Here is a 25,258-nt window from a genome sequence, read left to right on the forward strand (position 1 = left end):
GCTGACACCTCGTCCGCGGCTCGCGTGACGATAACTTCGCTCATATGGCACACCGTTACCAGAGCGAGCAGATAACTGTGTCCCATCGCCCGCGTTTTTACCGCGAGCGATCGAACGTCCACATGTCAGCGCCGACGAGAGTCCCCGACGGCGGCCGGTCGCAGCGGGTCGCCGCCCCGCCGTCGCAGCCGGGATTTATATTTGTGGGTGGCATTACCACACGTTGATGAACGTACGGGACGCACTCGAAGCCGACGCGGACGCGCTGGCGTCGATCGCCGACTCGCCGACCGACGTGATGCGGAATCTGGTTCACGACCGAACCGTCCGCGTCGCCGAGGACGGCACGCACGACCCCAACGCCGACGTGTCGGACTCGCAGTTCGACGGCTCCGATCCGGAGGATCTGCTGGGCTTCATCAGTTTCGACGCCCGCGAGGACACCGTTCACGTCACCCAACTCGACGGCACGAGCGAGGCGTGCAAGCAACTCCTCGGCGAACCGGTTCGCTTCGCGAAACGCGAATCGATGGCCGTCGAACTCCTGGTTTCGCCCGACTCGGAGGTCATCGAAGACGCCGCCGAGGAACTCGGGTTCGAACGGCGCGGGCGCGGCCCGCGATTCGACGGCGCGCCGACGACCCGATTCCGACTCGAGCCCTAGCGACGGCTACCAGACGCAGGCTCGCGTTGCGAACCAAGTCGAAGGCGCGAGCGACGGCGGTTGGACGCGTCGTTGCGCCAGCCGAAGCGACTCGAATTTCGGTTGGGTCAGTCGCAGTGACTCGAGCGGCGTCTCGTCGACTAGGGTCTCAGACGCCGCCTCGAGTCAAGTGCTCCGCTCGCGTCCAGTGCAAACAGCGGTCAGTATGCACCAAGACCCGTCTCTTTTGTGCGCCGCACGAAACTGAGACGGGGATCGAACGACAGCCAGTGAAATCGGAGAGCGCCACTCGAGTACGCCCGACGGTGCCTACTGCACGTCGGAACTCGAGGCGCTGTTCAGGAAGTGGACGGCGACGGCCCCCAGCACGAGGTCCAGCGCACCGAGCACCGCCAGCGCGGGGACGAGGGTGTTCCACATGCCGCCGAACGCCGACACCTCGAGGACCGTCATGACGTCTTGGCCGAACATCAGGGCGCGGGCGGCGTCGACGCCGTAGGTGATCGGGTTGAGCGCGGCGATCGTCTGGACCCACTCCGGGAGCGCCTCGATCGGGACGAACGCGCTCGAGAGGAACAAGAGGGGGAACTGCAACACGTTCACGGCGATGATCGTCGACTCCTGATCGCGGGTGATCAGCGCCACCACGTTCGAGATGGCGGTGAACCAGATCGAGAACAGGATGGCGACGAGGACGATCCCGACGGCGCCGAGGAACCCGGTCTGGACGTACTCGCCGGGCGAGGCGCCCGTGTCCAGATAGAGGAGCACGTAGCCGAGCGCGAGAATGATCGAGACCTGCGCGACGATCCGGATGATCTCCGAGAGGGACTTTCCGAGGAACACCGCGCCGCGGTGCATCGGGGAGACGAGCATCTTCTCGAACATGCCGTTCTCGATGTCGTCGACCTGCCCGATACCGGAGGTCGTCGCGGCGATCAGCGCCGTCTGGATCGCGATCGCCGGCACCAGATAGGTGACGTAGCTCGCCTCCGTGCCGAGGCTCTGGCTGACGGTCCCCTGCGTGATGCCGCCGAACACCTCCGTGAACAGGACGAGGAAGACGATCGGGTTCAACAGCGAGGAGGTCATCACGAACGGGTTCCGGACGGTCTTGATCAGCCACCGCTTCAGGACGATCCAGGTGTCCCTGGCGAACCCGTTGCCGCTCGTCTTCCGGCCGCCGGCGGCTCCGGTGCCGGCGGGTTCGGTTCCGGTTTCGCTCCCCGTTTCGGCGCTCATCGGCCCACCTCCGCGGCCGCCGATGCGTCGTCCGGCTCGCCGGTCTCATCCGTCGGCTCGGTCGCCGCCTCCTCGTCGTCGAGTCCCTCTCCCGTGATCGCGAGGAAGACGTCGTCGAGCGTCGGATCGCGAACGTTGAATCCCGTGACAGGAACGTCCGCCTCCTTCAGCGCGACGAGCAGCTCCGGCCCCCGCTGCCGGGCCGCCGTCGACCGGACGCTGAGCCCCTCGTCGGTGACCTCGATCGCCGTCTCGTCGAAGACGTCGGCCTCGAGGGCGACCTCCAGGGCCCGCTCGCGCGTCTCGTCGTCGGAGTCGCCGAGTTCGACCTCGAGGACGGCGCCGCCGACCCGGTCCTTGAGTTCGGCGGGTGACCCCGAGGCGACGATTTCACCGTCGCGAATGACGCCGATCCGGTCGCAGAGTTGGTCGGCCTCCTCCAAGTACTGCGTCGTCAGGAAGATCGTCGTGCCCCGGTCGTTGATCCGCTCGAAGTAGTCCCAGAGGCGGTTGCGGGCCTTCGGGTCGAGGCCGGTGGTCGGCTCGTCCAAAAAGACGATCGGCGGTTCGTGAACCAGTGCCGTGGCGGCGTCGAGACGCTTTTTCATCCCACCGGAGAACCCCTTGGCCTGCTTGTCCGCGACGTCGGCTAGGTCGACGAGGTCGAGCAGGTCGTCGATCCGCTCGTCGCGGTCGGCGCCCGAGACGCCGTAGGCCTCGCAGGCGAAGCGGATGTTCTCGCGGGCCGTGAGTTCCGGGTCGATGCTGGTCTCCTGGGCCATGTAGCCGATCGACTCGCGGACCGACCGCGATTCGGTCTCGACGTCGTACCCGTTGACGGTGACGGTGCCGCCGGTCGGCACGAGCAGCGTCGTCAGGACCTTGATCGTCGTCGTCTTCCCGGCGCCGTTCGCGCCGAGGAAGCCGAAGAACTCGCCCTCCGGAACCTCGAGCACGAGGTCGGTGACGGCCTCCGTTCCGTCCGCGTACGTCAGTTCGACGTGCTGGGCGTCGATTGCGTTCATCTCGCTCACACGTTATCGGAGGAAGTGACAAGGCATATAGCTTGTGAATGAATATTCATTCATATGGGCGCACCCGATCCATTCGAGTCCTCCCCCGACGAGACCCGCGGCGAGATGATGCGAGCGACCTACGAGGCGCTCCGGAAACACGGCTACTCGGACCTGACGATCCAGCGCATCGGCGACGAGTTCCCCAAGAGCAAGTCGCTCATCTACCAGCACTACGACGGCAAGGACGACCTGCTCGTGGCCTTCCTCGAGTTCCTCCTCGAGCGGTTCAAGATGGACGTGCCGTCGGGCGACGACTTCGAGGACGCCCGCGACCACCTCTTGACGCTCGTCGAGCAACCCTTGACGGAACCGGACGACGAGCACGTCGACTTCCTCGGCGCGATGGCCGCGCTCCGCGGGCAGGCGCCGTTCGACGAGGCCTACCGCGAGCAGTTCGCGGACACCGACGCGTTCTTCCGCGAGCACGTCGCCGACATCGTCCGCGGCGGGATCGAGCAGGGAGTCTTCCGGGAGGTCGATCCGGAGCGGACGGCCGCGTTCATCTCGGCGACGATCGACGGCGCGCAGTCCCAGTACGTGACGACCGGCAACGAAGCGGCGGTCGACGACGCGCGCCACGAACTGACCGAGTACGTCCGCCGGCGACTGGTCGTCGACGGCGAGGACGGTTCGTAAGAAACGGCTGCGCCACCGACGGTTTTCATCGGATTTTATACCCACGTAATAATGCGTAGCAATTATTGCCGAAAGCGGTGGCGATCGTGGTATGGTACCAGAACACAATATGCCCGACTACGAGCAGCTGCGAGACGGCTTCGCCTGGGAGGACATCGAGGAGGCGGCCGACTGGGACACGCCCGGGGAACTGAACGTCGCCCACGAGGTCTGTGACCGCCACGCCGAGAACAAGGAAAAAGTCGCGCTCTATCAGGTGAGCGAGGACGGCGAGTTGACCACGACGACCTTCTGGGAACTCGCCGAGGCGACGAACCGATTCGCGAACGTCCTCGAGGACCTCGGGATCGAGCGGGGCGACCGCGTCTTCTCGTATATGCCGCGGATCCCCGAACACTACGTCGCGCTGATCGGGACGCTCAAGCGCGGGGCCGTCTTCGGCGGGATCAACGAGCGGTTCGGCCCCGACGGCATCTCCTATCGGTTGTCGGACTGCGACGCGACGGCGATCGTGACGACCGCCGATAATCGGGACACCGTCGCGGACGCGCTCGAGGACGCACCCTCGGTCGAGCACGTCATCGTCGTCAGCGACGACGGGCGAGGAATCCGGCGGGGCGACGTCAGCTACCGCGCGGCGATGGAGACCGCGAGCCGCGAGTACGAACCGGCCGACACCGGCGCCGAGGACGACGCGCTGCTGTACTACACCAGCGGGACGACCGGACTGGCCAAGGGCGTCCTGCACAAACACCGGTGGGTGCTGGGCGTCGCGGCCACCCAGAAGTACGCCGTCGACCTGCAGGAGGGCGACTGCTACTGGTCGACGGGCGATCTGGGCTGGTTGACCGGCCCGATCAACACGCTCGGCGCCTGGTTCTGGGGGACCGCCCTGTTCACCTACGAGGGCGAGTTCGACCCCGAGGCGTGGGCCGACCTGCTCGACACCTATCCAATCACCGTGCTGTTCTCCGTGCCGACCGCCTACCGCATGCTCCGGGAACACGAGGACATCCTCGAGGACGTCTCGCTGGACCTGCGCCACGCGCTCTCGATCGGGGAACCGCTCTCGGCCGGCGTCGTCGAGTGGGGCGAGGAGACGCTGGGCGTCACCGTCCACGACACCTACGGCCAGACAGAGACTGGCAACATGATCATCAACAACTACCCGACGATGGAGGTCCGGCCGGGTTCGATGGGGAAACCGCTGCCCGGCATCGAGGCCGCCGTCGTGGACCCGGAGACGGGCGAGGTGCTCGGTCCCGGCGAAACGGGCGAGATCGCCCAGCGCGGGGACTACCCCTGCTTCTTCGCGGAGTACTGGGAGAAGCCCGACAAGACCGCGGACTGCTTCGTCGACGGGCCGGATGGTGAATGGTATCTCTCGGGCGACCTGGCTCATCTGGACGAGGACGGCTACTTCTGGTTTGAGGGCCGGGCCGACGACGTCATCCTCTCGTCGGGCTACCGGATCGGCCCCTTCGAGGTCGAGAGCTCGCTCGGCGAACACGAGGCCGTCGCCGAGGCGGCCGTCGTCCCGAAACCCCACCGGGAGCGGGGCAACATCGTGAAGGCCTACATCGTCCCCAGCGAGGGTGCGACCCCCTCCGAGGAGCTGAAGGAGGACATCCGGAATCACGTCAAAGAGGAGCTCTCGGCCCACGAGTACCCCCGCGAGATCGAGTTCCGCAATGAACTGCCGAAGACGGTCACCGGGAAGATCCGCCGGACGGAGCTACAGGACGAGGTCGAGGAGGAGGCCGAGATGGCCTGAGGCCGTGCTCGAGAGAGCGTGCGGAGTAACCGAGCGATTCGAACGTGATTCCGGACGACAGAGACCCGGAGTCGAGATGTGACAAACCATGAACTTCGAAGACACGCAAGAACGCAAACTGATCCGACAGACAGCGACCGAAATCGCTGACCGATACGGACCGGAGCACTGGCGCGAGAAGGAGGAAGCCGGCGAGTTCTCGACCGAGTTCTGGGACGAGCTCGGCGAGGCGGGCTTTCACGGCCTGCTGGTCCCCGAGGAGTACGACGGCGCGGGGATGGGGATGGAAGAGATGGGGCTGGCGATGGAGACTCTCTGCGCCGAGGGCTGTGGCATGGCCGGCACGTGGTACCTGGTGCTGACCGCCGGTATGGCCGCGGTCGGGCTCCGGGAGCACGGCACCGACGAGCAGAAGGAGCGGTACCTGACCGATATCGCGACGGGAGCGCGCAACTTCTCGATCGGCATCACCGAACCCGAAGCGGGGACGAACACGTTGAACGTCGCGACTCGAGCCGAAAAGGACGGCGACGAGTACGTCCTCAACGGGAAGAAGGCCTGGATCACGTTCGCCGACCGCGCGGACAACATGATCCTCGTGACGCGGACGACCCCTCGCGACGACGTCGAGCGCGGCACCGACGGCATCAGCCTCTTCGTCGTCGACATGGACGACCCGAACATCGACGTCTCGCCGATCCCCAAACACGCGATAAACTACTCGAAGTCCTGTGAGGTCTTTCTCGAGGACGTCCGCGTTCCCGCGGCAAACCTGCTGGGCGACGAGGACGACGGCTGGTGGGTGCTCGTGGACATGCTCAATCCCGAGCGCATCGGCTTCGCGGCCGCGGGCACCGGAATCGGCAAACTCGCCGCGAACGCCGCGATCGAGTACAGCAACGACCGCGAGATCTTCGGCGCGCCGATCGGCACCCATCAGGCCGTCTCGTTCCCGATCACCGAGGCCTACGCGAAGATGGAGACTGCCGCACTCATGCGCGAGAAGGCCGCGTGGCTCTACGATCGAGGCGAAGACTGTGGCTACGAGACCAACGTCGCGAAGGCAACGGCCGTCGACGCCGGAATCGAGGCCGTCAAGCATGCGATGCAGGCCTTCGGCGGCTGGGGGTACGCGAAAGAGTACGACGTCGAACGCTGGTGGCGCGAGATCAACCTCACCCGACTCGCGCCCGTCTCCCAGCAGATGGCCTACAACCACATCGGTCAGCAACTCGGCTTCCCGAGATCGTACTGATGATGCTCGAGATCGAATCCGGCCGCCGGCCGGCGGCGAGTCAGGTGGCAACAATCGCCACAGCCGATAAGAACGCCCCCGTTGTAGGATCGACCTAACGGAACCCGTATGGAACTCAGAGTCAACACCGCCGCGACGGATCAGGAGGCACAGGCGATCGCGAAGGCGCTGGCGTCCCACTTCGGGGAGGAGGTGGAACTCTACCCGAAGCGGGGCGACGAGCTCCTCGCGACGGCCGCGCCGGACGAGAGCGCGATCCCCGCCGACGCGAGCGAGGCGGCTGCGGAAGCGCTTGAGGCCGCGACTGGCGACGGCGGAACCGAAAACGCCGCGTCGTCCGGCGACGGCCTCGGGCCGACCGACCGCGAGGAACGGCTTCGCGAAGAGATCGACGACATCCTCGAGGGCGGCCCCGAGAAGTACCGCGAGCGGCTCTCCGAGCAGGGGAAGCTGTTCGTCCGGGACCGACTGGACCTTTGGTTCGGAGAGAACGGCCTGCAGTTCGAGGACGGCAAGTTCGCCAACTTCGATTCGTGGCATCCCAGCGGACGAGAGGGCGAGGCGGAGTCGGGAGACCGACTGCCGGCGGACGGCCTCATTACCGGCGCCGCGGAGTTCGAGGGTCGGGACGTTCACTTCATGGCCAACGACTTCACCGTCAAGGCGGGCTCGATGGCCGAGAAGGGCGTCGAGAAGTTCCTCCGGATGCAACAGCGCGCGCTGAAGACCGGCCGTCCCGTCCTCTACCTGATGGACTCCTCGGGCGGCCGGATCGACCAGCAGACGGGCTTCTTCGCCAACCGCGAGGGCATCGGGAAGTACTACTACAACCACTCGATGCTCTCCGGCCGCGTGCCTCAGATCTGCGTGCTCTACGGGCCCTGTATCGCGGGAGCCGCCTACACGCCGGTCTTCGCCGACTTCACCGTCATGGTCCGGGATATGTCCGCGATGGCCATCGCCTCCCCGCGGATGGTCGAGATGGTCACTGGCGAGGACATCGACTTGGACGAGTTAGGGGGGCCGGACGTCCATGCCCGCCACTCCGGCAGCGCGGACCTCATCGCTGAGGACGAGGAGCACGCCCGCGAACTCGTCGCGAAGCTGATCAGCTACCTGCCGGACAACGCGGACGAGAAACCGCCACAGACCGAGGGGCGGGCGCCCGAACGCTCGCCCGCCGGAATCGACTCCGTCGTGCCGCAGGCGCCGAACCGCGGCTACGACATGTTCGACGTCATCGAGCGCGTCGTCGACGCCGACTCGGTGCTTGAGCTCCGCCCCGAGTACGGTTCCGAGATCATCACCGCCTTCGCCCGCATCGACGGCCGACCGGTCGGCATCGTCGCCAACCAGCCGAAACAGCGCGCGGGGGCGATCTTCCCCGACGCTGCAGAGAAGGCCGCGCAGTTCATCTGGACCTGCGACGCCTACGACGTGCCGCTGCTCTATCTGTGTGACACGCCCGGCTTCATGGCCGGCTCCGGAGTCGAGAAGGAGGGGATCCTCGAGCAGGGCAAGCGGATGATCTACGCGACGTCGTCGGCGACGGTGCCCAAGCAGTCCGTGGTCGTCCGGAAGGCCTACGGCGCGGGGATCTACGCGATGTCCGGCCCCGCCTACGATCCCGAGAGCGTGCTCGGGCTACCCAGCGGCGAGATCGCCATCATGGGCCCCGAGGCGGCGATCAACGCCGTCTACGCGAACAAGCTGGCCGCGATCGACGATCCCGAGGAGCGCGCCGAAAAAGAACGAGAGCTCCGCGAGGAGTACCGCGAGGACATCGACGTCCACCGGATGGCCAGCGAGGTCGTCATCGACGAGATCGTGCCGCCAAGCGAGCTTCGAGACGAACTCGAGGCCCGCTTCGCGTTCTACGAGACCGTCGAGAAGGACCTGCCGGACAAGAAACACGGAACGATCCTCTGAACGATGACAGGACGCTACTACGAGGAGTTCGAGGTCGACGAGACCATCGAACACGAACGACGGCGCACGATCACGGAGAGCGACAACCAGCGCTTTTGCGACATGACGATGAACCAGCAGCCGCTGCATCTGGACGCCGACTTCGCCGCGGACACTGACTTCGGCGAACGGCTGGTCAACGGGCTCTACACGATGAGCCTCGCGGTCGGGATCACCATCCCCGAGACGACCGACGGGACCATCGTCGCCAACCTCTCCTACAACAACGTCGAGCACCCCGAGCCGGTGTTCCACGGCGACACGATTCGGGTGCAGTCGACGGTGACGGACAAGCGCGAGACCAGCGACGGCGAGCGCGGTATCGTGACCATGCACGTCGAGGTGTTCAAGGTCAACGAGCCCGACGAACCGCTGGTCTGCGAGTTCGATCGGACCGCGCTCTCGCTGAAACGCGAGCACGCCGAGGAGTGAGACGGAGCAGCGATTCAACACAACGATACCAACGGACTGACCGACCGCCGTGCGCTGGCGCGCGCTGTTCCGCGGCGAGCGGATAGCGAGCCGTGGTACGATTACGTGCGAGGGATGAGTGAGTGAACGGAGTAAACGAGCGAATCGGTTGGGGAGGATGTGGCAATCCCTAGCCGCCAGCAGTAGTAGACGACTTCTTTCCGTCCATAGTTCGATTTGTACGCCTCATCGCTATATCTCTGCTACTCCAGACACCAATGATCTCCACACCCTCTCCAACCGATTCGCTCGCTCCCTGCGGTCGCTCACTCATCCTTCGCACGACGTTGATGACTGTCCTCGCATTTGCTCGGACGGACGACAGCGCGCGCCACCGGACGCCGGTTCACCGGATCACCGAAGATAACACGGCGTCAGTTTTGATTCAGCATAGCGTCGTCCTCGAGGCCCAGATACTCGCGTGCAGTCCGGTAGAAGATATCTCGCGCGGTCTCCTGGGGTAGGTCCCGCTCGAGCAACCCAGCTCGCTCGTTCCGATAGGGGTACGGAATATTCGGGAAGTCGGAGCCGTACATGATCGACTCGGAGAGTTCGACGAGCGTCGCGTCCGAAATCGAGGACGGATCGAACCCCATCGTTTCCGGTGCGGACGTCGACATCGCGAACGTCGTGTCGAGGTAGACGCCGTCGTACTCGCGGGCGAACGCGAGGAACCGATCGGTTTCGTAGGTGCCCATGTGGGCACAGCAGACCCGAAGTCCTGGGTAGGACTCGAGCAACTCCTCGAAGACGTCCGCACCCACGTACGGACTCCCCTCGTACATCGGCGCCGTCCCGCCGTGGTAGGTGATCGGCCGGTCGTACTCCGTGGCGACCTCGAGTGCGGGCTCGAGCCTGGAGTCGGCGGGCCGACACTCCTGGACGGGGCAGTGGATCTTCAGGCCTCGCGCGCCCGCCTCGAAGGCGTCCCGAACGACGGCCGCCGGGTCCTCGTCGTCGGGATGGACCGTCGCGAACGGGACGAGGAACGCGGAGTCGTCGGCCCGCTCGAGGAGCCAGTCGTTCAGGTCGCTCGCGAGACCCGGCTCGTGGGCGTATGGAAGGGCGACGTAGGCCTCGACGCCCACCGAGCGAAGGACGTCCTCGATTTCGTCTCGAGCCGTCGGCGTCGAGAACTCCCAGTCGGTTTCGGCGCTGAGCGTTCGCTGAATAGCGGCCGCCAACCGGTCGGGGAACAGGTGCGTGTGGGCGTCGATCGCCGGCCGAAAGGCGGTTTCGCGGTCGTCGGAATCCGTCGATTGGTCTGGCGGAGACATCTGAATCCGTACGCGTCGAGCGTTGCGAGTGCGTATCACGGGAACGGGTATAGACGTACTGCCGGCGGCAATCAGGCTCGCCGTCCCGCGGTCGAGGTAATTATGGGCGCTCGAATAGAGGGGTTCGATAGAACACCGCATGAGCCGGCCAGTCGAAGGCGAGACCCACACGTTCGAGCGGACGTTCACGACCGACGACGTCGAGCGGTTCGCGGAACTCTCCCGCGACAGACAGCCGATCCACACCGAGCCGGACGAGGACGGCCGTCTGATGGTCCACGGCCTGCTGACCGCGACGCTGCCGACGAAGATCGGTGGTGACCTCGAGGTGCTCGCGCGGTCGATGGACCTCGAGTTCCGTCGGCCGGTCTACACCGGCCAGCGCATCGCCTGCATGTGGACGTTCGAGAGCGTCGATGAACGCGAAGATCGGTACGTGATCGGCGTCGAGGTGACCTGCGAACGAGCGGACGACGAACCCGTACTGACCGGGACGATCGAGGGGCTGATCTGGAAGGACGAATGAGATCCCTCGTCGCGCGATGAGGGATGAACGGAAATCGAGGCTCGAGAGGAATTCGAACGAAAACAAACGCTCTGCTACCGTGGCAACGGGGAATTGCCACACCCTCCCCAGCCGATTCATTCGCTCCTGATCGTCGCTCACTCATCCCTCGCACGATATTCTGATCGCCCTCGCAGTCGCTCGGACGATCAGCAGCGCGCGCCACTGCACTCGAACTGTCGTCTGGAGTGGACCGTACATCACCTGTATTTGCCCTGAGTATGAGAAGTATGGAACGGTGAGTCTGCGGAACCGGGTGTGACGAAATCCCTAGCTGAACTTCTGGACGGTCACGTCGAGCGTGTCGAGGTCGACGATAGGCGCGTAGCCGGCGTCGGGGTCGATGTTGACGCTCTTCTGGAAGTCCGTCTGGGCCTGCCAGCAGCCCGAGTTGATGGCGAGCACGTTGTGGTACTTGCCGAAGCCGAGCTTGTGGACGTGGCCGGTGTGGAAGATGTCGGGAACCTCCTCCATCACGAGGTAATCCTGCTCTTCGGGGGCGAGTCGGGTGTGACCCCCGAACTGCGGAGCGACGTGGCGCTTCTTCAGGAGCTGGTACATCGCCTTGTGCGGGTCGTCGTAGCTGGCCTTCTCCTCGGGAAGTTCCGCGATGACCTCGTCCAGACTGACGCCGTGGTACATCAGGACGGAGACGCCCTCGAGGGTAACCGTCGAGGGGTTGCTCACGATCTGGGGGTCGTGGGCGGACATGATCTCCCGCAGTTCCTCGTCGAACCCGGGCTGGGGCTCCGCGAGGCGGACCGCGTCGTGGTTGCCCGGGATCATCACGATCTCGATGTCGTCGGGGACCTTCTTCAGATGCTCGTTAAACGCTTCGTACTGCTCGTAGATGTCGACGATCTCGAGTTCCTCGTCCTGATCGGGATAGACGCCGACGCCCTCGACCATGTCGCCGCCGATCAGGAGGTACTCGACGTGCTGGGCCTGCTCGGTGTGCAGCCAGTCGGCGAAGCGGTTCCAGGCGCCTTCCATGAACTCGTCGCTGCCGACGTGGACGTCGCTGATCAGCGCCGCCTGCACGTGGCGGTCCGCGGTCGACGGCTCGTGGGTTCGGGGAATGTCGGGGAAATACATCGAGTCGACGAAGGCGATCCCCGAGTCGTCCGCCAGCGTTCCCTCCATCGCCAGCACCTCGTCGCAGAGCAGTTCGTCGACCAGATCGACGTACTCTCGATCCTTCATCACGAGCCAGGGGAAGGTCCCGGTCGCGTCCTCGAGTTCGATCAGCCAGTGGCCGCTGGCCGTCGATCGGATGTCGTTGACCAGCCCGACCATCGCGACGTCGCTGCCGCCGGGCATGTCCTGAATGGCCGACGCCGGGCGGTGGTTGACCCGCCCGCGGAGTTTCGATCCCAGTCGCTCGAGTCGGTCCCGGAAGACGGCGACGAAATCCTCATACTCGCCGGTCCCGGTGCTCTGGCCGGTCATATCCCCGGCGATCTCCAACGATCGAAGCTCGGGATCGACCGACCGGTCGGCGGCTCCGCCCCCCTTCGTTTCAACTGGACCGTCCCCGTCCGCGGCCGTGGGATCGGGTACAGCGTCTCCAGTCGAAACCGAGGGGTCAGTCCGTGAACCGGGAGCTGAGTCGGCGTCCGGTCCTGTCGATCCTCCCGGCGAATCGGGCGTCGCGTCCGCCCGCGAGAGGGTCGCGTCGACGTGGTCGGTTCGGACGACCAGCGCGTCTTCGGGGAGTTCGTCGACGACGCGCTCGAGGGCCGCCTGCGGATTCTCGGCCGACGCGAGTTTGGTCACGGCCTCGCGCTCGGCGTTGTAGCCGCGGCTGGTGAGTTCGCTGACGATTCGGGCCGGCGCCTCGAGTGGCACACGCGTCGCATTCGCGAGCGACGAGAAAAGGGTACCGTAATCGGCGTCCCCGATCGGGGGACACCGCGACGGGGAGCGGGGAGGCCACCACCAGTACCATTATTTCCGAGACCGACAATTCACGCACGATGGCAGGACACAGTGGGCTCGTTCCGCGAGCGGGGACGGGATACGGTACCCGGTCGCTACGGCGCCTACGACGCGGTAGCGAGAGCGGGTGTGATGAGGCGTCGGAATCGATCGGATTCGACGCCACACGCCGGAGCAGAAAATTGATTGGACGGCCCGGCGAAACGGGTGACGATGAGCGGTTCTAGCCCCGGTGACGTATCCGACGACCCCGACGATACTCCCGATTCCAACCGCCCCGACGATCGGGAGCGACATCGCGGGGAGCGAGACGCAGCCGCCAACCCCGATTCGGGACGGGACGGCTCGGCTGCAACAGCGCCGGCGTCCGACGACGGCGTGACGATCGAGGACGACGGCGTCGTACGCTGGTTTCTCCGATCAGACGACGAGAACGTGCTCTTCGTCCGCGACGTGCTGAGCAGCGTCGCGATCGTCGCCGTCATCGGACTGATCCTGTTCGGCGTCAGCGGCGTCTGGCCGCCGCTGGTCGCCGTCGAGAGCGGAAGCATGGATCCGAACATGCAGAAAGGGGACCTCATCTTCGTCGCCGAGGACGAGCGGTTCGTGGGCGACGGCGCCGTCGCCGGGACCGGCGTGGTCACCCTCGAGAGCGGACAGGAAAGCGGTTACGAGAAGTTCAACAATCCCGGCGACGTGATCGTCTTCCAGCCCGACGGAAACGAGCGGCGGACGCCGATCATCCACCGCGCCCACTTCAGGGTCGAGAAGGGCGAGAAGTGGGTCAATACCAAGGCCGACGAAGATATCGCCGGCGACATCACCTGCGCGGACGTCACCACCTGTCCGGCACCGCACGACGGGTTCATCACGAAGGGCGACGCGAACCCCAACTACGATCAGATCGCAGGGGGCGCGGATACGACCGTCGTCAAATCCGAGTGGGTCACCGGCAAGGCGATGTTCCGGATCCCGTGGCTCGGCAACATCCGCCTGACCTTCGACAAACTCCTCGGCGGCATGGTCGCCCCGTCGCCTGAACCGACCTCGACCGTCACCAGTGTACCGGACGCCTCGACTCCGGGTGCACCGGTTACCCCGGCCGGTCTCGCCGGCACAACCGGACTTGCAGCCCTCGGCGGCGGTGCCGTCACCGCCATCGGACGGAGACGGTACTGACGGATCGACGGAGTTCGCGGAACTACCGCTTCTCGTTTCCATCGGATGTGATCACGACTCGAGCATCTCGAGCAGTTCTCGGGCTCGTTCCGAAATACCGGTCGTTATCGAGGTATGCAGACGTTCGCTCGCTTGCGATCGCACCGTCCGTTTCCGACGACCAGGAGTTTTGTTTCAATACTATCCTCCGTAACAGAAAGTTGATTAAGAGGCGCGGCGAAACGGGTGACAATGAGTGGTGGCCCCACGGATACCTCCAGTGGCTCGAGTGACGACGGCGTCTCGGACGGGACAGCCCAAGATGGGGCCGATTCGCCTTCACGCGGAGGGCCGTCAAACACGTCCAGAACGAAGTCGGGCGACGAAGAGACGGTCCCCGTCACGATCGAGGACGACGGCGTCGTGCGCTGGTTTCTCCGATCGGACGACGAGAACGTGCTCTTCGCTCGCGACGTGCTGAGCAGCGTCGCGGTCGTCGCCGTCATCGGACTGATCCTGTTCGGCGTCAGCGGCGTCTGGCCGCCACTGGTCGCGGTCGAAAGTCCTAGCATGGACCCGAACATGAAGACCGGCGATCTCATCTTCGTCGCCGAGAACGAGCGGTTCGTCGGCGATGGCTCCGTCGCCGGGACCGGCGTGGTCACCCTCGAGAACGGACAGGAAAGCGGTTACGAGAAGTTCAACAATCCCGGCGACGTGATCGTCTTCCAGCCGAATGGAAACGAGCAGAAGACGCCGATCATCCACCGGGCCCACTTCTGGGTCGAAGAGGACGAGAACTGGGTCGAAACCAAGGCCGACGAGGATATCATCGGTGGTATCACCTGTGCTGACATCGACAACGAAATCTGCCCGGCAGATCATGCCGGGTTCATCACAAAGGGTGACGCGAATTCCAACTACGATCAGGTTGGGAGGGGAAGCGGTGCGAAGACGACCGTCGTCAAGTCCGAGTGGGTCACCGGCAAGGCGATGTTCCGGATCCCGTGGCTCGGTAACATCCGACTGACCTTCGACAAACTCCTCGGCGGCATGCTCGCCCCATCGCCGGGGCCGGCCATCGACAGCGCCTCGAGTCCCGCCGCTCCGGGCGCGACCGTCAGTCCGCCCGGACTCGCCGGCGTGACCGGGCTCGCAGCCTGCGGAGGCGGTGCCGTTACCGCAATCGGTCGACGGCGAAACTGATCCGGTCCGCAATTTCTCCGATTACTGACGGTGTGTACGACCGGAGTGCAGAATACTCACTCGTCACTCGCGTCCGCATCCGTCGTGATCTCGAGTCGAAGCTCGTCGCCGTCGTCGACCACGTACTCGGTCGGATCGACCGGGTCGTCATCGACGAGGAAGGTCAGTTCCGTCCTCGGCTCACGTCCGTCGTACGCCGTGCCGTCGACGGTCACGACGTGGTCGCCGTCGCGTTGCGCGTACGCGAAGTGGGGGAGTAAATCGATCCCCTCGGCGAACGTGACCGGCTCCTTGCCCTCCATGAACCAGTCGTCGGTGTCCTCGTGGAGGTGGAACTTGATCGAGTCGTTCTCGACGTTTTCGGACTGGAATCGTTCCGCGGAGAGGTTGATCGGCTCGCCGTCGACGACGACCGCGATGTCGCCCCGATCGGCTTCGACCGTGCCGTCGACGAAGATGCAGCCGGCGAATGTGAGAAGAGTCGCCGATCCGGCCCCGGCGATGACCGCCCGTCGGTTCATGTGGAGGGGAAGTGACTCGAGGTATATCGGTTCGTCGTTGCTTCCCGGCGCCGTCTCGAACATTCTCGCGTCGCTCGACCCGATAGGGGTCGGTTTCGACTCGAGAACCGATCTCGGCGAATTTCGACGTAATCGGCGAGACCCGACGCGAGGACGCGGTCAATTCTCGAACCGCGCCTGCACGAACGGCTGGACGTCGTCGATATCGGAAAGTCGGGAGTCCGAGAGGAGGACGGCCTCCGTCTCTTCGAGTGGAACGGAGAGACTGATCTCCTTGGTGCGGCCGTACCGCCCCTTCGAGACGACGACAGCGTTGACGATCCCGAGCATGTCGAGTTCGCTGATGAGGTCCGTTACCCGGCGCTGGGTGAGGACATCGGCGTCGATCTCCTCACAGAGGCGCTTGTAGATGTTGAACACCTCGCCCGTGTTGATGCTGTGGACGCCGTTCTTCTCGAGGAGGATGATCGCGAAGAGGACGAGTTTCGATTGCGTGGGAAGGGTGCGAACGACCTCGACGACGCGGTCGAGTTCGATCTTGTCCTGGGCCTCGCGGACGTGTTCCTCGACGATCGTCTCGGCCTGGGAGCGTTCGGCGAGTTCGCCTGCGGTCCGAAGGAGGTCCAGCGCGCGACGTGCGTCGCCGTGTTCCTGTGCCGCGAAGGCCGCACACAGCGGGATCACGTCCTCGGAGAGTGCGCCGCCTTTGAACGCGACCTCCGAGCGGTGCTCCAAGATATCCCGCAGCTGGTTGGCGTCGTAGGGCGGGAAGACGATCTCCTCCTCGCCCAGCGAGGACTTGACTCGCGGATCGAGGAAGTCGGTGAATTTCAGGTCGTTCGAGATGCCGATGATCGACACGCGCGAGTTCTCGAGTTCGGAGTTCATCCGCGAGAGATTGTAGAGCGTATCGTCGCCGCTCTTCTCGACGAGCTTGTCGATCTCGTCCAGCATGATGACGACGACCCGCTCGTCGTAGTCGACGGCGTCGAAGAAGACGCTGTAGACGCGGTCGGTCGGCCAGCCGGTCATCGGCACCTCCTCGAACGACTCCTTGTCTTCCTCGAGGGACTCGATTTCGTCCTCGATGCCCGCCCGGGAATCGAACGGCGTCGAGTCGAGGGGGTGGTTCGGCGGGACGTCATCGGATCGGTCGTCGCTCGGGCCGGCGCCGCTTAGCTCGAGATCGGTGGCCTCGCGGTTGGAGTCGCCGTCAGAACGTTGTTCGTCCCCGTCGGCCGGCAGCCGATTCGGGTTGTTCTGACCGGCCGGGTTCGAGTCGTCGATAGCCCCGTCCGAAGAACCGTCTGCTCCGTTCGAAGACCCCTCTGTTTCGAGTGGAGATTCGCTCGAGGGCGATCCGGTTTCTTCTCCAGTCGAAGCGACTTCATCGTCGTTCGGAAGTGCTGATTCGAACGGATCGTCCTCGTCGAAGAGGTCGTTCTCGGTTTCGGGTCGAACGGCGGCGTCCGCGTCCGCGCCGGCAGCCTCGTACTCGTCGAGGGTCTCGAGCAGCGATTCGAGTTCGTCGATCCGATCGTCGATCCGGGCTTCGTTTTTCTCGATGAACTTGTTGGCCAGTTGCGCGAGCACGCGGTACTGAGTGTCGGTGACCTCGCAGTTGATGTACTCGACGTCACACGGGACGCTGTACTTCTGGGACGTGCTCTCGAGTTCCTTGCTGACGAACTTCGCGCTGGCGGTCTTCCCCGTCCCGGTCTTGCCGTAGATGAGGATGTTCGACGGCGTTTCGCCGCGGAGCGCAGCGACGAGGATCGTCGCCATCTTGTTGATCTGATCGCTCCGGTGGGGGAGTTCGTGTGGCGTGTAGGACGGTCGCAGAACCTCCTTGTTCTCGAAGATCGGTTCGCCGCTGAGCAGGTCGTCGAACAGCCCCTGGCTCGGCTCCTCGTCGGCGAGTTCGGACCCGTCGAAACTCGAGAACCCGCCGGTCTCGTCAGTATCTACCTGCTCGACCTCCTCCGCTCTCGTCCGTTCTGAATCGTCGTCTGACATCCGTCGTACACATACCCCCTCGTTTCGAGTGGAATTCGGACCCGAAAGCAGGAATATCACGCAGTAGATGGGGCGAATAGGGTCTCCCACTCGTTCGCCTCCCTGGTCCGAGTCCAGTTGATGCAAACGAAACAGAGGAAAACCACGGTATTAAATTCTTCCCTTCCCTCCACAAGGATCTGGTTCGATCCACGGTATCGGCCGTCTGACGGCCTATTCGAGCGGGTACAGCGCCCCTCGAGACACGCCACCGATGATGACGGTGGAAGAGACGTCCGTTTCGGGTCGATAAGTGATGTTTGCGCGCGCTCGCGATACGCGTTGGCTTGGAGCTACCCGCTGCTCGTACCCACCTGCTGTTGTCGTTCGATTACTCGACCTCGATTTGGTATGGGCTGTTGCTGGAGGGCACCACTGACAGAGATAGATGTTCTGATACCAGGTACTGAGGTGGAGATCTCGATTTTCACAGGGAACGTTTCTCGAGATCAAATTGTGTTATGAGTCAACAAGCGGTTGGAGATGTGTCAAGATAATAGGGGACGAGGTGAGAAGGATGAGATCACCCTAGCCCCCCACCCCTTCGTTTCGAGTGGAACGCTACGAAGGAGGGGGCGGGGGGAGGGGTGTCTCTAGGACGGGAACCTTTATGTCTATAGGCCAAAAACACGGTCCGTAGCACTAGCAAAGCTAGATTTTTACTAGATGTATTGGTATTAGTTGTTAGTTCCTACTAGAACGGCAGCTCTAAGCGACTCGAGTTACTAGAGTCATCGTTGAACCCGAAATCATCCGGTTTACGGTCCGTACTGTCCTTCTACACGGGATCTCGGGATCGCTACAGAGTCTTTCCACCCGAACAGTACCGCTCCCCCTCCCCCACTATCGTGACTCTCCACTCGAAACGAAGGGGTGGGGGGCTTCTGTCAGACCCAGACGCATTCCTAGTGTGTCGTTTGATCCCATACTAGTACACCTTTCTAAAGTGCTTCTCTCGTAGTGGCATCTAGTACCAAATAACACATCTTTTCGGTGGCATGCTCTCTCATTGTGCAGTGCTGTACTACGGTACCTCATTCTACGATACCACACTCCGGTCCTCGAGTCTCCGATAGATCAATCCGTAGTCAGGGCCTCGAATCCAATTGCCCCCCGTTTCGACTCGAGGTAGTCATCCGTCGTCGGGGTGGCCGTTCATCAGATCCTAGTACGACCTCTTTCCCAGTCAGTATCTCTCCGTATAACTCCGTATCGTTGAATAGTCTACACGTCTGACGTAGGCTTAAGTGGATTCGGTTTGTAGTACGCGCAGATGCACCACCCCGCGGTGCTGGAGGGCCCCACAGATGGGACTGTTCACAGAACTCAAAGATAGTATCTCTCGGGTTACGGATCGCCTCTTCTCGGAAGAGGAACCCAAACGAATCGGTATCTACGGTCCGCCGAACGCAGGAAAGACGACGCTTGCCAACCGAATCGCCCGCGACTGGACGGGTGACGCCGTCGGTGCGGAGAGCCACATTCCACACGAAACGCGACGCGCGCGTCGGAAGGAAGGCGTCGAGATCGAACGCAACAGCAAGTCGGTCGAGATCGACATCGTCGACACGCCGGGCGTGACGACGAAAGTCGACTACGAGGAGTTTACCGACGAGATGGAGGAAGACGACGCCATCCGCCGCTCCCGCGAAGCGACCGAAGGGGTCGCCGAAGCCATGCACTGGCTCCGCGAGGACGTCGACGGCGTTATCTACGTCCTCGACAGCGCGGAAGATCCGATCACGCAGGTCAACACGATGCTGATCGGCATCATTGAGTCTCGCGATCTCCCGGTTCTTATCTTCGCGAACAAGATCGACCTCGACGATGCCAGCGTCAAGCGCATCGAGGATGCCTTCCCGCAGCACGAGACGATTCCCCTCTCCGCGAAAGAAGGCGAAAACATGGACGAAGTCTACGAAAACATCGCGGAGTACTTCGGGTGAGTATCGATGCCAAAAGCAACTAACACGGACGACCCGGAGGGTCCCGACGGCGTCCAGATCGACCTGATCAGCGGCGAACGGATGGAGAACATGGCCACCATGGAGAAAATCCGGATGATCCTGGACGGCGTCCATGACGGCAACATCGTCATCCTCGAAGAGGGGCTGACTCCCGACGAGGAGAGCCGACTCATCGAGGTGACGATGTCCGAGATCAGTCCCGACGAGTTCAACGGGATCGAGATCGAGACCTATCCGAAATCCAAGACGAACGACTCGTCGCTGCTCGGCCGGATCATGGGCGGCGAGGAGTCCACGGCGAAGCTGACGGTTATCGGACCGGCCAACCAGATCGAGACGCTCCATAAGGACGAAACGCTGATCAGCGCGCTCGTTTCCCGAGACTAATGCCACACGAATGCACGAACTGCGGCCGGACGTTCCCCGACGGCTCCAAGGAGATGCTGTCGGGCTGTCCCGACTGTGGCGGGAACAAGTTCCAGTTTGCACCCGCCGCGCGGGCCGCGACCGACTCGAGCGAGTCGGCCGCCACGCAAGCGTCCGATTCGACCGGGAGTTCCGGCGGGAACGCGGCCGGAACGGCTGACGACGCCGGGACGGTCGAACGCGCCGCAGAGACCGTTCGTGACTGGGTTTCGTCGGGGACGAACCGATCGGCCGACGCGTCGGCGACCGACGCTGATGATTCGACAGTTAGCGGTGACGACTCGACGGCCGTCAGCAGCGATCCAGCTTCGGCCGCCGCGGCCGCCGGATCGACGCCGGCCGACGGGACGCGACGCGACCGGTCGGCCGACGATCGAGCGGAGCGTTCCTGGCCCGCGAGCGACGAACCGGCCAATGGCGCGGAGGCGACGCCTGCCGGCGAGTTCGAGGAGTGGCCGGAGACGGCTCGTCGACCCGAGGATCGCTCGCCGTCTGAGACGGATTCGCCCTCGACATCGGAAACGGACGCATCCTCAGCATCAGCATCGCCATCGCCATCGGCATCGACGATGGACGCGTCCTCGACGGCCTCGAGTGCGACCTCGGCGGCCGAGCCCGCCGACTCGCCGAGCGAGTCGATCATGGCCGACAGCGAGAACGATGCGCAGGCCGACGCTCGAAGCGAGGTCGTCTCGACGAACGATCTTCCCGACAGCCCGCCCCAGCACGATCGGGGCCCGGACGCCGCGGCCACCCCGGACGAGAAGACCCCGCCGAGCGACGGTCGGGTCGTCAGCGAACCGTCGGGGGAGCAACCCTCGATCGAGGAGCTTCGCGAGGAGCTTAACGAGCAGTTCGAGAGCATCAAGATCGTCAGTCCGGGTCAGTACGAACTCAACCTGATGGAACTCTACAATCGCGAAGAGTACATCATCTCCCTGCAGGAGGACGGTCGGTACGTCATCGACGTCCCGGATTCGTGGCGGGACGGCGAGGAGTAAGGACCGGTGCCGTCACGACTGATTTCTCTGCACCCCACTCTTTCGAGTGCAACCCGCGGCGTACCACCTGTCTTTGGATATGACACTGGTATTTCGGTTCCACATGAAATGATGGTCTAGCAACCCGATAGCGGAACAAGAATAATCTCGAATGGTTACCGAGGATACTCGAGTACTGTCGCCGACGGCGGCGAAACGCCTCGATAGCGGTCTGTTGCCGGGAGAGAAAGATGGATTTAAGCGACGCGCTCGAGTTGGCTTTCGTATGAGCACCCCAACCAAGATCGTTCTCACTACGATCGCTGCATCGGCACTGCTGGCGCTGCTGGTCGTTGCCCAGACCACCCTCGCCTGATGTTTGCGGCTCGCGACCTCTCGAGTCCCGTCGAAGCGGTTCGCGACGAGTACGCACCGGACGTGCGGATCGTCGACTGCGAGCGCGATTTCGAGACATTGCCGCCCGCTCAGGCGGAGGAACTGGGACTGTTCGCCGACGCCCTCGAGCCGGCGAGCTACCCCGCCGACTGGCTGCCGGCGGACGCCCCGAAGCTACTCGCCCGGTACGCGAGTTCGGATTTCACCGTCGGGATGCCGGGCGACGGCAGCGTCGTCTGGACCCGCCAGACCGATCCACCGACGGTCATCGTCAAACCGCGCGTCGAGGGGTCGCCCGAGTCGTTCATCGACTTCCTGCTCGCCGAGGCGCTCGTCGAACTCGACCTCGAGGTCCCGGAACACTTCATCGGCTTCTTCGAGGAGACGTATCCGGACCTAAACCGAGCGGTCCCGCTCGACTCGAACGGTACCTACCAGGTGGCCGCCGCGTTGTACGGCGGCTGGGTCGGACTCCAGACCTGCGAGGTCTTCGCCGATTGGCACGGCGACCATCCAGAGCTAGCCGACGCGTGGCAGGACGCGGGCACGCGACTCGAGGACCGCGTCTCGGGACTGCCGCGGGCGGTCGCCCGCGGCGAGACGGAGTTTGCCGACGCGACAGAACTGGCGTGTGCGGCGATCAAACACGCCATCGAGCTACCGGCGCCGTTCGCAGCGCTGGATACCGACGCTTACCGAGATCACGGCCCCGAGTACGCGATTCGCTGGGCCGAGAAGACGTTCGACTCGCTCGCTGACTGAGCGTCGCACCCCGTTCATCGTCTCGCCTCGCCTCGTTCTCTCCGATAACATCCATTTCGCCGCTTCCCGCGTCTGAACTCTCGAACCCGTTTTGCTCTGTCGGACGCTCGTTACTACTTCTAGCGTGGTATATAATGGCACAAAACACACCACACCGGCACGACCGGACACGAGGCGAGCGTGAAACGTCCGGACCGCCGACTCGAGTGACGCCGAGGGCCCGCTTTCGACTCGAGTGACGTTAACGGGCCGTCCTCGACTCGAGTCGCTCTCGACGGTCGCCCGAGGAGCGGATCGAGAGACGGAAACGGCCGGGGCCGTCTCGGCCGTCACTGCATCGCGACCGAGCAGCGCGCTCTCAGGTGTGTTCGTACGGCGGGATCTCGGCTTCGACGACATCGCCGAGCAGTTTCAGCTCTCGACCGAGGAGCACGACGAAGTCGTCGAACGCGACGATTCCGGCGAGGTTCCCGTTCGCGTCCGTAGCGGGTATCCGCCGAACGTTCGCGTCCTCCATGGTCCGGAGGACGTCGAAAATTCCGCTGTCGATGTCGACGGTCGCGAGATCCTCGCTCATCACGTCGGCGGCGGTCACCGAGGTGGGATCTTCCCCGCGGGAGACCGCCTCGATCGTGATATCGCGGTCCGTGACGATCCCCTGTGGCTGCTCTTCCTCGACGATAACGACGCTGCCGACGTCCTCATCGTCCATGAGATCGGCTAACTCGGTGAGCGACGCGTCCGGAGACGCGCTCACAACCTGTTCGCGGACGATCGATTTGATTTCGGGCATTGTTTTCACCGTTCCGTCGCCGCGATGGGACTCACAGCGACAGGCGCGCCTTCACCGAACGGTGTGATAAACCTCTATTGCCATTGATCCGTCGTTCACGATGGTTAACATCGGTGCTCCGTGACGGGCGCGCCCGGAACCGTGACGACCAGGGGCCCAGTTCTCAGCGAGGCACAGACCGATGTCTCTCGAGACATCCAGTGGCGACACTCACGAACCGGTTCGAGAAAATCCCGCGACCGCTCAGAACTCGGCGTCGACGCTGCCGTCCTCGTCCAAATCGATGACGCCGTCGAAGCGCTCGCGGAACTGCTCGACGAGTTCCTCGTCGTGGGGTTCCTCAGAGACATGGAAGAGACCGATGGCGTCGTACTCCTCGAGTAGGTCGAGGATGCGCTCGACGGCCTCGAGTGCGGCCTCGTCGCCGGCGTAGTAGGCCAGTTCGGTCACGGAGTCGAAACTGAGGCGGAGTTTCCCGTCGTGGGCCTTGAGGAAGCCGTCGATGTGCTCGACGATGCCGTCGATATCGTCGGGGGCGGCAACGTAGTGGACGGTGTCGCTCTTGCGCCGCGAGTAGCCGTGTTCGATGCTCAGCGTGTCGAGAATCTCGGCGCGGTCCTCGTCGACGTCGTAGTACTCAAGTTTCTGTTTGACTTCACGCGCGGTCGTTCGCGTAGAGACGACGAGGAAATGGTCGGTATCAGTCTTGAGAAATTCGGTGTCGATGCGGTCGGTTTCACCGGTGCTGGGATGGAGAAGGAGCACGCCGGTGCCGCCTTGTACCGTCTCCGGGGTGCCGTCTATCTCAAGCGTATACTCCATATTGCCGTGAACAACTTCCGGCACCGACTTAATAGTGCGGATGTTTGCGGGGCGTTCGCTCGCCGCGCGAAAAGACGACCCACGGAAGGGTTCGCTCGGCCACGATCCGATGCCCACGGATTTCGGCCGACCTAAACCTCTCCGTTCATTTCTATTTAGGCTAGCCTAAAAAGCCTGTCGGTCGATCCGTCGCCATCGGTTCGACTCGAACCACCGTCTTTCCAAGTCGACGCCGATCCGGCGCGGGTCGCGATGCCGAGTCGAACACGTTTTCCTCGCCCGGCGTGAGAACTCGCGTATGAGCGTTCGCGAGGAGTTCGACGAATGGGCCGCGAGCGGCCGGGACAGAGGCATGGAAGACCGCCACTGGCACACCGCCAAGCACGCGCTCGCGCGGATGCCGGTCGAGTCGGGTGACGTCGTTCTCGATCTGGGCTGTGGCAGCGGCTACGCCGGCCGCGCGCTGCGGGACACGAAGGGCGCGGGCCGCGTCTACGGCCTCGACGGCGCGCCGGAGATGGCCCGCAACGCCGCGGAGTACACCGAGGATCCGACGGTCGGATTCCTCGTCGGCGACTTCGACGAACTGCCGTTCGCCGACGACTCGATTGACCACGTCTGGTCCATGGAGTCGTTCTACTACGCCGCGGATCCAGAGCACACCCTCGAGGAGATCGCCCGCGTCCTCCGGCCCGGCGGTACCTTCTACTGTGCCGTCAACTACTACGACGAGAACGTCCACTCCCACGAGTGGCAGGAGTTCATCTCGATCGAGATGACCCGCTGGGACCGCGACCGGTACCGCGAGGCCTTCCGCGAGGCGGGGCTACACGTCGCCGAGCAGGACAACATCCCCGACCGCGAGATCACGATCCCCACAGAGGCCGAGTTCCCGACCGACGACTGGGACACCCGCGAGGAGATGGTCGAACGCTACCGGGAGTTCGGCACGCTGCTGACCGTCGGCGTCGCTCCCTGACACCCCGTCGGTAGTGACTGTTACTGTTCGGTATCGGGGTCTACGGACCGCTCGTACGAAACGCTCGAGAGGACCGCTCGGAAAGTAGTGGCGCGCGCTGTGCCGCGACGAGTGAAAACGAGTCGGGGCACAAAAGCGTGCGAGGGATGAGGACCGCAGCGACCAGCAGGAGTGAGGACCGCAATCGGTTGGGGAGGGCGAGGCGATTCCCCGTTGCCACGATAGCAGGGCGCTTCTGTTAGTCTCCGTCGACTATCCCGCTTCATCTGCTATCGCCGTTTCGTCCGCTATCAGCACAGTTCTCGAAAACCGTTACTCGGTTCTGTA

The 25,258-nt window shown here is 63.8% G+C and carries 22 protein-coding genes; 14 read left to right on the top strand and 8 right to left on the bottom strand.

Annotated features, from left to right (window positions below; translation table 11 throughout):
* Positions 1–226: 226 nt before the first annotated feature.
* Positions 227–664 carry a hypothetical protein gene (locus tag EH209_RS16990; protein ID WP_008893248.1) on the top strand — a complete coding sequence of 146 codons (438 nt, stop codon included), beginning with the start codon at positions 227–229 and terminating at the stop codon, positions 662–664.
* Between the two features lie 309 nt (positions 665–973).
* On the opposite strand, the gene EH209_RS16995 is transcribed toward EH209_RS16990, so the two are convergent.
* Positions 974–1,906 carry an ABC transporter permease gene (locus EH209_RS16995; RefSeq protein WP_126664040.1) on the bottom strand — a complete coding sequence of 311 codons (933 nt, stop codon included), beginning with the start codon at positions 1,904–1,906 and terminating at the stop codon, positions 974–976.
* Complete coding sequence (locus EH209_RS17000; RefSeq protein ID WP_126664259.1) at positions 1,903–2,931, bottom strand: ATP-binding cassette domain-containing protein; 1,029 nt, start codon at positions 2,929–2,931, stop codon at positions 1,903–1,905. The genes EH209_RS16995 and EH209_RS17000 overlap by 4 nt, the downstream gene beginning before the upstream one ends.
* Positions 2,932–2,994: 63 nt before the next feature.
* Here EH209_RS17000 and EH209_RS17005 point away from each other — a divergent pair, with 63 nt between their 5' ends.
* From EH209_RS17005 to EH209_RS17025, 5 genes are all read left to right on the top strand, one after another.
* Complete coding sequence (locus tag EH209_RS17005) at positions 2,995–3,618, top strand: TetR/AcrR family transcriptional regulator (RefSeq protein ID WP_126664041.1); 624 nt, start codon at positions 2,995–2,997, stop codon at positions 3,616–3,618.
* Between the two features lie 91 nt (positions 3,619–3,709).
* Positions 3,710–5,392 carry an acyl-CoA synthetase gene (locus EH209_RS17010; RefSeq protein ID WP_126664042.1) on the top strand — a complete coding sequence of 561 codons (1,683 nt, stop codon included), beginning with the start codon at positions 3,710–3,712 and terminating at the stop codon, positions 5,390–5,392.
* Positions 5,393–5,480: 88 nt separating this feature from the next.
* Complete coding sequence (locus EH209_RS17015; RefSeq protein WP_126664043.1) at positions 5,481–6,647, top strand: acyl-CoA dehydrogenase family protein; 1,167 nt, start codon at positions 5,481–5,483, stop codon at positions 6,645–6,647.
* Positions 6,648–6,755: 108 nt separating this feature from the next.
* Positions 6,756–8,576 carry an acyl-CoA carboxylase subunit beta gene (locus tag EH209_RS17020; protein WP_126664044.1) on the top strand — a complete coding sequence of 607 codons (1,821 nt, stop codon included), beginning with the start codon at positions 6,756–6,758 and terminating at the stop codon, positions 8,574–8,576.
* 3 nt (positions 8,577–8,579) lie between these two features.
* Complete coding sequence (locus EH209_RS17025; protein WP_126664045.1) at positions 8,580–9,047, top strand: MaoC family dehydratase; 468 nt, start codon at positions 8,580–8,582, stop codon at positions 9,045–9,047.
* 413 nt (positions 9,048–9,460) lie between these two features.
* Here the strand turns inward: EH209_RS17025 and EH209_RS17030 are convergent, their stop codons facing one another.
* Positions 9,461–10,363 carry an amidohydrolase family protein gene (locus EH209_RS17030; RefSeq protein WP_126664046.1) on the bottom strand — a complete coding sequence of 301 codons (903 nt, stop codon included), beginning with the start codon at positions 10,361–10,363 and terminating at the stop codon, positions 9,461–9,463.
* Between the two features lie 139 nt (positions 10,364–10,502).
* Here EH209_RS17030 and EH209_RS17035 point away from each other — a divergent pair, with 139 nt between their 5' ends.
* A complete protein-coding gene (locus tag EH209_RS17035) occupies positions 10,503–10,889 on the top strand; it encodes a MaoC/PaaZ C-terminal domain-containing protein (protein ID WP_126664047.1) in 387 nt (128 codons plus the stop codon).
* A gap of 309 nt (positions 10,890–11,198) precedes the next feature.
* On the opposite strand, the gene EH209_RS17040 is transcribed toward EH209_RS17035, so the two are convergent.
* Entirely contained in the window at positions 11,199–12,776 is a 1,578-nt protein-coding gene (locus tag EH209_RS17040; RefSeq protein ID WP_126664048.1) for a DNA-directed DNA polymerase II small subunit, read from the bottom strand.
* 303 nt (positions 12,777–13,079) lie between these two features.
* Here EH209_RS17040 and EH209_RS17045 point away from each other — a divergent pair, with 303 nt between their 5' ends.
* Both EH209_RS17045 and EH209_RS17050 read left to right on the top strand, forming a co-directional pair.
* Positions 13,080–14,045, top strand: a complete 966-nt coding sequence (locus EH209_RS17045) for a S26 family signal peptidase (RefSeq protein WP_126664049.1) — start codon at positions 13,080–13,082, stop codon at positions 14,043–14,045.
* Between the two features lie 231 nt (positions 14,046–14,276).
* Positions 14,277–15,230: a S26 family signal peptidase gene (locus tag EH209_RS17050; RefSeq protein WP_249038826.1), complete on the top strand. Its 954-nt coding sequence runs from the start codon at positions 14,277–14,279 to the stop codon at positions 15,228–15,230.
* 56 nt (positions 15,231–15,286) lie between these two features.
* Here EH209_RS17050 and EH209_RS17055 read toward each other — a convergent pair whose 3' ends face one another.
* Positions 15,287–15,751, bottom strand: a complete 465-nt coding sequence (locus EH209_RS17055; protein WP_126664261.1) for a hypothetical protein — start codon at positions 15,749–15,751, stop codon at positions 15,287–15,289.
* 159 nt (positions 15,752–15,910) lie between these two features.
* Positions 15,911–17,767 (bottom strand): Cdc6/Cdc18 family protein, encoded by a 1,857-nt coding sequence (locus tag EH209_RS17060; protein WP_126664050.1) that lies wholly within the window; start codon positions 17,765–17,767, stop codon positions 15,911–15,913.
* A 1,346-nt stretch (positions 17,768–19,113) separates the two neighbouring features.
* On the opposite strand from EH209_RS17060, the gene EH209_RS17065 reads away from it, so the two are divergent.
* The 4 genes from EH209_RS17065 to EH209_RS17080 all read left to right on the top strand — a co-directional run bounded on the left by EH209_RS17065 (position 19,114) and on the right by EH209_RS17080 (position 22,337).
* On the top strand, positions 19,114–19,752 hold the full coding sequence (locus tag EH209_RS17065) for an Era-like GTP-binding protein (RefSeq protein WP_126664051.1): 639 nt from the start codon (positions 19,114–19,116) through the stop codon (positions 19,750–19,752).
* 6 nt (positions 19,753–19,758) lie between these two features.
* Positions 19,759–20,160: a DUF2073 domain-containing protein gene (locus tag EH209_RS17070; protein WP_008893265.1), complete on the top strand. Its 402-nt coding sequence runs from the start codon at positions 19,759–19,761 to the stop codon at positions 20,158–20,160.
* Positions 20,160–21,200, top strand: a complete 1,041-nt coding sequence (locus EH209_RS17075; protein ID WP_126664052.1) for an OapC/ArvC family zinc-ribbon domain-containing protein — start codon at positions 20,160–20,162, stop codon at positions 21,198–21,200. The genes EH209_RS17070 and EH209_RS17075 overlap by 1 nt, the downstream gene beginning before the upstream one ends.
* Before the next feature lie 354 nt (positions 21,201–21,554).
* Positions 21,555–22,337, top strand: a complete 783-nt coding sequence (locus EH209_RS17080) for a DUF7089 family protein (RefSeq protein ID WP_126664053.1) — start codon at positions 21,555–21,557, stop codon at positions 22,335–22,337.
* A 358-nt stretch (positions 22,338–22,695) separates the two neighbouring features.
* On the opposite strand, the gene EH209_RS17085 is transcribed toward EH209_RS17080, so the two are convergent.
* On the bottom strand, positions 22,696–23,130 hold the full coding sequence (locus tag EH209_RS17085; protein WP_126664054.1) for a CBS domain-containing protein: 435 nt from the start codon (positions 23,128–23,130) through the stop codon (positions 22,696–22,698).
* A gap of 243 nt (positions 23,131–23,373) precedes the next feature.
* Positions 23,374–23,952: a DUF7090 family protein gene (locus tag EH209_RS17090; RefSeq protein WP_126664055.1), complete on the bottom strand. Its 579-nt coding sequence runs from the start codon at positions 23,950–23,952 to the stop codon at positions 23,374–23,376.
* A 298-nt stretch (positions 23,953–24,250) separates the two neighbouring features.
* Between EH209_RS17090 and EH209_RS17095 the strand changes: the two genes are divergently transcribed.
* The gene (locus EH209_RS17095; RefSeq protein WP_126664056.1) at positions 24,251–24,931 is read left to right on the top strand and encodes a class I SAM-dependent methyltransferase; all 681 of its coding nucleotides are present in this window, start codon (positions 24,251–24,253) and stop codon (positions 24,929–24,931) included.
* The last annotated feature ends 327 nt before the right edge of the window (positions 24,932–25,258 follow it).

The sequence above is a fragment of the Haloterrigena salifodinae genome, from assembly GCF_003977755.1.
Taxonomy (GTDB): Archaea; Halobacteriota; Halobacteria; order Halobacteriales; family Natrialbaceae; genus Haloterrigena; species Haloterrigena salifodinae.

Bases quoted from the DNA above. Each gene is read 5' to 3' on its own strand.
- EH209_RS16990 (WP_008893248.1), top strand. From the start codon at position 227: ATGAACGTACGGGACGCACTCGAAGCCGACGCGGACGCGCTGGCGTCG.
- EH209_RS16995 (WP_126664040.1), bottom strand. From the start codon at position 1,906: ATGAGCGCCGAAACGGGGAGCGAAACCGGAACCGAACCCGCCGGCACC.
- EH209_RS17000 (WP_126664259.1), bottom strand. From the start codon at position 2,931: ATGAACGCAATCGACGCCCAGCACGTCGAACTGACGTACGCGGACGGA.
- EH209_RS17005 (WP_126664041.1), top strand. From the start codon at position 2,995: ATGGGCGCACCCGATCCATTCGAGTCCTCCCCCGACGAGACCCGCGGC.
- EH209_RS17010 (WP_126664042.1), top strand. From the start codon at position 3,710: ATGGTACCAGAACACAATATGCCCGACTACGAGCAGCTGCGAGACGGC.
- EH209_RS17015 (WP_126664043.1), top strand. From the start codon at position 5,481: ATGAACTTCGAAGACACGCAAGAACGCAAACTGATCCGACAGACAGCG.
- EH209_RS17020 (WP_126664044.1), top strand. From the start codon at position 6,756: ATGGAACTCAGAGTCAACACCGCCGCGACGGATCAGGAGGCACAGGCG.
- EH209_RS17025 (WP_126664045.1), top strand. From the start codon at position 8,580: ATGACAGGACGCTACTACGAGGAGTTCGAGGTCGACGAGACCATCGAA.
- EH209_RS17030 (WP_126664046.1), bottom strand. From the start codon at position 10,363: ATGTCTCCGCCAGACCAATCGACGGATTCCGACGACCGCGAAACCGCC.
- EH209_RS17035 (WP_126664047.1), top strand. From the start codon at position 10,503: ATGAGCCGGCCAGTCGAAGGCGAGACCCACACGTTCGAGCGGACGTTC.
- EH209_RS17045 (WP_126664049.1), top strand. From the start codon at position 13,080: ATGAGCGGTTCTAGCCCCGGTGACGTATCCGACGACCCCGACGATACT.
- EH209_RS17050 (WP_249038826.1), top strand. From the start codon at position 14,277: ATGAGTGGTGGCCCCACGGATACCTCCAGTGGCTCGAGTGACGACGGC.
- EH209_RS17055 (WP_126664261.1), bottom strand. From the start codon at position 15,751: ATGAACCGACGGGCGGTCATCGCCGGGGCCGGATCGGCGACTCTTCTC.
- EH209_RS17060 (WP_126664050.1), bottom strand. From the start codon at position 17,767: ATGTCAGACGACGATTCAGAACGGACGAGAGCGGAGGAGGTCGAGCAG.
- EH209_RS17065 (WP_126664051.1), top strand. From the start codon at position 19,114: ATGGGACTGTTCACAGAACTCAAAGATAGTATCTCTCGGGTTACGGAT.
- EH209_RS17070 (WP_008893265.1), top strand. From the start codon at position 19,759: ATGCCAAAAGCAACTAACACGGACGACCCGGAGGGTCCCGACGGCGTC.
- EH209_RS17075 (WP_126664052.1), top strand. From the start codon at position 20,160: ATGCCACACGAATGCACGAACTGCGGCCGGACGTTCCCCGACGGCTCC.
- EH209_RS17080 (WP_126664053.1), top strand. From the start codon at position 21,555: ATGTTTGCGGCTCGCGACCTCTCGAGTCCCGTCGAAGCGGTTCGCGAC.
- EH209_RS17085 (WP_126664054.1), bottom strand. From the start codon at position 23,130: ATGCCCGAAATCAAATCGATCGTCCGCGAACAGGTTGTGAGCGCGTCT.
- EH209_RS17090 (WP_126664055.1), bottom strand. From the start codon at position 23,952: ATGGAGTATACGCTTGAGATAGACGGCACCCCGGAGACGGTACAAGGC.
- EH209_RS17095 (WP_126664056.1), top strand. From the start codon at position 24,251: ATGAGCGTTCGCGAGGAGTTCGACGAATGGGCCGCGAGCGGCCGGGAC.